This window comes from Candidatus Magnetobacterium casense (assembly GCF_019173545.1).
Classification (GTDB): Bacteria; Nitrospirota; Thermodesulfovibrionia; order Thermodesulfovibrionales; family Magnetobacteriaceae; genus Magnetobacterium; species Magnetobacterium cryptolimnobacter.
Window position 1 is genome coordinate 1 of the sequence record NZ_JABXWD010000201.1, and the last position, 6441, is coordinate 6441.

Sequence of the window (6441 nt, forward strand, 5' to 3'; positions counted from 1 at the left end):
GGCGAATGGATGAGATTGAGATATACAGGCTGTTGGGTGCAACAAGGGCATTTGTCCGGGCGCCGTTTTTTATTGAAGGGGCTGTTATAGGTTTTATAGGGGGAGTGTTGGGAACGATCCTGCTGTGGATACTTAACAATTATCTCATCGGGAGGATAATGGTCAACATACCGGTATTTTCGTTTATTGCCGTGCCTTTTGTCGCATTATATTTCATGCCGGTACTGGGGCTTATCTTAGGTCTGGGTGGGGTCGTCTTTGCCCTGGGGAGATTAAAATATTGAGATGCCTAAGACTTTACTAGCTATGACACTTACATTGCTTGCTGCCGTTGCTGTCTATGCACGTGCCGACAACACCGAAAGTAAATACGAAGATGTCCAAAAGAAAATACAGAGCCATCGGGAAAAGCTCGAAACAACCAGAAAAAAAGAAGGAAACGTTGTAGAGGAACTGGAGCGCTCAACCAGGGAGTTAAATAAACTCAGCTCCGAGGTAAAACAAGAAACTGCTAAGATCAAACAATTAAACGCTAAAATAACAGTCGTTAAACAGGAGACCTCCAAGGTAGAGGCTTCCCTGACAAATATAAAGTCCACCCTGCGCAGGAGGCTGAAGATACTCCAGCGCTATGGCTACGACATAGACAAGATACTGCTCCTCTTAAATACGGAGGGCTTTTATGAGATGTTGCGCCTTAACAGCTATCTGACAAAACTCTCCGTGCGGGAATACAAACAGATGTTGCTGTATAAGAGCGCTGCCATTCAATACACGAAAAAAGAAAAGGAACTGCGAACCATGCTGGAGCAGCAGAAGAAAGATGCCGACAGTTTGCAGGAGTCCGAAAGACAGCTCCTCGCCAAGAGACAAGAACGGAAAGAACTACTGTATTCGATCAAAAAAGAGCAGATTCTGTATGAATCCATGTTGAAGGAGCTTGAGGCCACCTCCGCCAGGTTAAAGGAAATCATGGAGAGACAGATGAAACAGGACATTGTCCCCGACTCGGATTTCAAGAACCTCAAGGGTCAGCTTCCCTGGCCTGCCGCAGGCAAGTTGGCCATCCCCTATGGCGCCCACCAAGACCCGCAATTTAAGACGCCTGTCTTCAGGTACGGCATATACATAAGCACCGACGATGAATCCGACGTAAAGGCCGTCTATGACGGTAAGGTCGTTTTTGCCGATTGGTTTAAGGGGTTGGGGCAGGTGGTTATTTTAAATCACGGCACGGGCTATCACACCGTGTATGCCAATCTCAGCAGGTTGTCTCCAAAGGTTGGCGATACGGTTAAGAGAATGAGTGTAATAGGTAATGCCGGAGAGAGTGGTGTGTTAAACAGTTCAGGCATATATTTTGAGGTTAGGTATAAGGGGAAACCGATAAATCCCTTACAATGGCTCAAAACAGAAAGATAGATAGAAAAATCAGGAGGTTAAGGATAAAACAATGGATAAGGCGTTAGTTAACAGGGCATTGAGAGGGGTTTTGTTCTGGATGTTGATCTTTGTCATAGCGGCCAGTGGTGTATTCATTGGCAGGTGGACGGTACGGGTAGTCAATGCCGAGGCAGAGGTCTATCAGGACCTTAGGCTGTTTACCGAAGTGATCAATATCGTCAAGAGCAGCTACGTAGAAGAGGTAAAGACCAAGGACCTGATCTATGGAGCGATAAAAGGAATGGTCAGCTCGCTGGACCCACACTCCGGATTTATGACACCGGAGCTGTTTAAGGAGATGAAGGTTGACACAAAAGGTGAATTTGGTGGCGTTGGTATACAGATAGGCAAGAAGGGTGGTTTTATCACCGTCATTGCCCCCATAGAGGACACCCCGGCATATTCGGCAGGCATAAAGGCCGGCGATATCATTGTCAAGATCAACGGCGAGTCTACGGAGAAGATGACCCTGTTTGATGCCGTCAGCAAGATGCGTGGCCAAAAGGGGTCAAAGGTTACCATATCCATTATGCGCAAGGGCATGGGAGCACCCAAGGACTACACACTGACCAGGGACATTATCAAGGTACAGAGTGTCAAGTCCAAGGTCGTAGACGACTCCATTGCCTACATAAAGATCACCCAGTTCCAGGAGAAGACGGTCAGCGACCTGGTCAAGGCCATTGATAAGCTGAAAGAGAAAAAACTGACGGCCGTCATCCTCGACCTCAGAAACGACCCCGGGGGGTTGTTACAGGGTGCGGTGGGTGTTGCCGAGCAGTTCTTGCCGAAAAACAAGTTGGTCGTCTACATAAAGGACCGCTCCGGCGAAAAGAAGGAGTTCTTAACCGAAGGTGCAGACAAGTTTGAAAAGCTCCCGATGGTAGTCATTGTCAACGAGGGCAGTGCCAGTGCCTCGGAGATCGTCGCCGGTGCGCTCAAGGACTGGAACAGGGCGGTGATCATAGGTACTACAACCTTTGGTAAGGGTTCCGTGCAGAGCGTATTGCCGTTGAGTGATGGTGCGGGCCTGAGGCTGACAACGGCCAGGTATTATACGCCAAAGGGAATATCCATCCAGAACACCGGCATTACCCCTGACATTGTAGTAAAGCTCAAGGCCGAAAATGGTAAGGAACACGTCGTTACGAGGGAAAAGGACCTCGAGGGACACCTCAGCAACGACCAGAGTGAATCGCAGGATAGCGAAGAACCCGAAAAAGCACCCACAGAGATCGATGAAAAGGACGATGTCCAGTTACAGCGTGCCATCGATGTCCTAAAGACCTGGGATGTTATGAAAAAGTTTTTTCAGGCCACTTAATGCGTTTGGCGGCGGTGTCCTGTCCCAACGGCAGGACACACTGACCTTGCCACCAATCTGCCTGTAAACCCATTTTGTAATAGTTCACCCCCCTGAGAAAAAAAAGGGGAGCGGCTCCGCCCTCCCCTCAGACCCCTCCCGCAAGGGGACCAGTCCCCTTGACCCCTTCTTATCTTGCTGACAGTTGATTGACAATATCTCAATTATATAGCTGAACTATTCCTCTTCTTTTATCTTATTTCTTCAAAGGTGGGGTTGAGGTCTGCCATTCCTGTGAAGACGTTGCCCTGTTGTATGCTCAGATGTATTAAGCCATAGCGGACATCCACGGGCTTGTCCTCGTAAGTAAGCCTCTCTGCAACGCCAAGGTCCAGGAAGACATCCCCCGACTGCACTGCCATCCTGAGGGAGAACCGAAACACTACCACCTGATCGGCCTCAGCCGCAGAGACCGGATGTCTGGCAAGTCGCGTGTTGTTGCCGTGGACAAGAACGCCATCAAGAGTCTTTAGGGCAAACCCGTAGATAAGTTGTTCAACAGGGGCACTAAATCTGGCCTTGAGATATATGTCTATCAGGCTGCCCGATTTCACAGAGACGGGGTCATATCGTCCGTCACAGACAACAAGGTAGTCAACGATCCGTCCGCGGCCATCGGTGATGCGGTATTCATTTTTATTGTAGCTGTTTCTGGTCACGCACTTATCGACTGCGGGGATTTCCTCAAGGAATCGGCTCAACTCGGTCACGGTCTCCTTCTGTTCACCCGCCGGAACGTCGAGGTTTGCAACCGCCGACTCCGGTTCAGAGGCATTGACTATGAGGTCGATCATCTCTCTCACCTCATCGTCGGAGGAGCCAACAACACACCTCTGCGTAAGCATATATCCCTGCAGCTCGGTATCGCTTATGGAGTTAAGCTCAATGTGCCCAAGCGAACTCAAAAAGCCGTAGTATTTGAACTTAAAGTGTACGATGTTAAACCCCCTGTAGCCGTCCTCCACCAGGACGGGGTCAATGGCATAGCCCGCTATCTGCCCCGTAAAGAGCAGGTCGAGGTAATAATCGGTGATGGCCCGTGGTTGGCCCTTTTCTATGAGCCTGCCTTTTTCGAGCAACACGGCATAGTCGCAGTGCTTTACGATGGACTCGGTGCTGTGGCTGACAAACAGGATGGTCTTGTGTGCCTTCTGGAAGTCGAGGAACTTGCCAAAGCACTTGTGCTGGAACTTGGCATCCCCCACGGCCAACGCCTCGTCGATGATAAGTATGTCGGGGTCAACGTTGATGGCCGTGGCAAAGGCAAGCCTCACGAACATGCCCGAAGAGTAGGTCTTAACCGGCTGGTCAAAGAACTCGCCGATGTCGGCAAAGTCCTCAATCAGCGGCAACCGCTCCTTGATCTCATCGCGGGACAGCCCCATAACCGTACCGTTGAGAAAGACGTTTGCCCTGCCCGTCAGTTCAAGATTAAACCCGGCCCCCAGCTCCAGCAGGGCCGAAATCCGGCCATTGACCACAACCGACCCGCTCGTTGGATGCAAGACCGAACAGATGACCTGCAACAGGGTTGATTTTCCCGAACCATTCCTGCCCACGATCCCAACCGTTGCCCCCTTGGGAACCTCAAAGCTTACGCCCTGCAATGCCCAAAACTCGCGATGGAGTTTCTTCTTAAACGGGTGCAGCGCCTCTATCAGCCGTTGTCGGGGTGAGTTAAACAGCCGAAACTTCTTTGATACATCCGATACGGCAATGGCAATGGATTCATCCATGTCTTTACAGCATCTCCGCAAACTCAGGCTTTAGCTTCTTAAACACGTATCCGCCTATGACGAGCATTGTTAGTGTCACCGCCCAGAAGTACGCCCCCTGATACATATGATTCCACAACGGCACCCCGTAGACAAAGGACTCCCTGTAGCCCTGCGCAATGTAAAAAATCGGATTTAACTTTAATATTACATGGAACTTCTCAGGCAACACGTCTATGCCGTAGACGATGGGTGTGAGCCAGAACCATATGTTCATAATGACTCCCAGTACCACGGAAGTGTCCTTGTGAAATACGTTTATGGCCGCAAACAGCCAGCTCAAACCTATGCTAAAGGCACACATGGCAAACATATAGTAGAGGCATTGCAGATTTATAAAGGACAGCGGTATCCCATACGCAAGCATGATACCCATAAAGATGGCCAGCATCACAAAGTGGGTTATCAGGTTTGCAAGTAGTGTGACAAACGGTAGTATTTCGGAGGGAAAGACCATTTTCTTTATCAGGTGAGTGTTTGCTGCGATCACGTTTACGTTGATAAGGATGGTTTCACTGAAGGTCATCCAGGGCAGCAGGGCGGCGGCAAAAAACAGGATAAACGGCACATCTCCGATAGGTTGCACGCGCAGTCCGACCGAAAATACAAACCAGTACACCAGGATCGTCACCAGGGGATTGATGATGGACCAGATGAAGCCAGCAACCGTACCAGCATACCGTCTCTGGATATCCTGTATCGCCATGGAGGCAATAATCGCACGGTACATATAGAGCTTTCTGGTAAAACCAATCAGGTGCATCTATACATTATGCTATTTTTGCTTGTTGACGTTATGTGCTGCGGCACGTTGTTTAATCAGTCTCTTGCAATCGTTGATAGCCTCAATGAGTTCCTTGCCTGTCTGGTATCTGTTGTTGGCGTCTTTGGCTAGCATCTTGAGTATTATATTGGCGATACATGTGGGTACCTTGGGGTCTATATCTTTGATGTTAGGGGTGGGGTTTTTTGTTATGCTGTGCATCAGGGCTGCAATGCTGTTGCCCTCAAAGGGTTTGCGGCAGACCAGGAGTTCAAAAAACAACACGCCCAACGAAAACAGGTCAGACCTGCCATCTACCTTATTGCCGGTCACCTGTTCGGGTGACATGTAGCTTGGTGTGCCCATGACCATACCGGTTTCCGTCTTGGATGATTCGATAATGCGGGCAACGCCAAAGTCCGTGACCCTGATCTCCTTATTACTGAGCATCATGATATTGGCAGGCTTTATATCCCTATGCACTACCCCCTTGCTATGGGCATAGTCCAAGGCATCGGCAACGGTGGTAATAATCCTGATGACGTCTCTGGGGTGCAAATTTGAGTCTTTCTTGCAATAATCCGAGAGGTCTGTGCCGTCAAGATACTCCATTGCGATGTAGGCGATCTCCTTACCTTTTTCAGTGTGCGTGCCAACGTCAAATATCTTAACGATGTTGGGATGAAAGAGCTTACCGGCTGCTTCAGCCTCACGCTTAAACCGTGCTTCGACATCCGCCTTTTCGTCGTCCTCCAGGTCCATTTCGGCATAATCGAGCGTCTTAAGTGCCACGTCGCGGTTGATTTCGGGGTCCCTGCCCTTGTAGACGATCCCCATGGCGCCACGCCCAAGCTCTTTGATGATCCAATAGCGGCCCAATTTGTTCACATACAGCGACTCCTCCTTGGTGTTGATTATCACCGTGGAGTCCTTCTTGGAGGTGTCGATGATGACCGTTTCGCCGCTTATGCGAACCTTTTTTACACGGTCATTGAGGTCCTTGTACGGACCGGTACTAAGCACGTATTCGTATACGGCCAGGGCCTTATCCAACATTCTCTTTTTTTCGTAGTCGACACCTAGGTTGTACAGCAGCT

Annotated in this window: 6 protein-coding genes; 3 read left to right on the forward strand and 3 right to left on the reverse strand. The window is 49.7% G+C overall.

All coding sequences use genetic code 11. The features are described 5' to 3' along the window. From HWQ67_RS11125 to HWQ67_RS11135, 3 genes are all read left to right on the forward strand, one after another. The coding region (locus HWQ67_RS11125) for a cell division protein FtsX (protein WP_218252759.1) at positions 1–284 on the forward strand (284 nt) is incomplete at its 5' end. A 1-nt stretch (position 285) separates the two neighbouring features. Then, positions 286–1422, forward strand: a complete 1137-nt coding sequence (locus tag HWQ67_RS11130) for a murein hydrolase activator EnvC family protein (protein WP_218252760.1) — start codon at positions 286–288, stop codon at positions 1420–1422. Between the two features lie 31 nt (positions 1423–1453). Further along, a complete protein-coding gene (locus tag HWQ67_RS11135) occupies positions 1454–2767 on the forward strand; it encodes a S41 family peptidase (RefSeq protein WP_218252761.1) in 1314 nt (437 codons plus the stop codon). Positions 2768–2997: 230 nt separating this feature from the next. Here HWQ67_RS11135 and HWQ67_RS11140 read toward each other — a convergent pair whose 3' ends face one another. The 3 genes from HWQ67_RS11140 to HWQ67_RS11150 all read right to left on the reverse strand — a co-directional run. Then, the gene (locus HWQ67_RS11140) at positions 2998–4542 is read right to left on the reverse strand and encodes an ABC transporter ATP-binding protein (RefSeq protein WP_218252762.1); all 1545 of its coding nucleotides are present in this window, start codon (positions 4540–4542) and stop codon (positions 2998–3000) included. A 4-nt stretch (positions 4543–4546) separates the two neighbouring features. After that, positions 4547–5344 carry an ABC transporter permease gene (locus HWQ67_RS11145; protein WP_218252763.1) on the reverse strand — a complete coding sequence of 266 codons (798 nt, stop codon included), beginning with the start codon at positions 5342–5344 and terminating at the stop codon, positions 4547–4549. Between the two features lie 12 nt (positions 5345–5356). Next, the coding region (locus HWQ67_RS11150) for a serine/threonine protein kinase (RefSeq protein WP_218252764.1) at positions 5357–6441 on the reverse strand (1085 nt) is incomplete at its 5' end.

Excerpts from the sequence above, each read along its gene's own strand:
- HWQ67_RS11130 (WP_218252760.1), top strand. The coding sequence starts at position 286 with ATGCCTAAGACTTTACTAGCTATGACACTTACATTGCTTGCTGCCGTT.
- HWQ67_RS11135 (WP_218252761.1), top strand. The coding sequence starts at position 1,454 with ATGGATAAGGCGTTAGTTAACAGGGCATTGAGAGGGGTTTTGTTCTGG.
- HWQ67_RS11140 (WP_218252762.1), bottom strand. The coding sequence starts at position 4,542 with ATGGATGAATCCATTGCCATTGCCGTATCGGATGTATCAAAGAAGTTT.
- HWQ67_RS11145 (WP_218252763.1), bottom strand. The coding sequence starts at position 5,344 with ATGCACCTGATTGGTTTTACCAGAAAGCTCTATATGTACCGTGCGATT.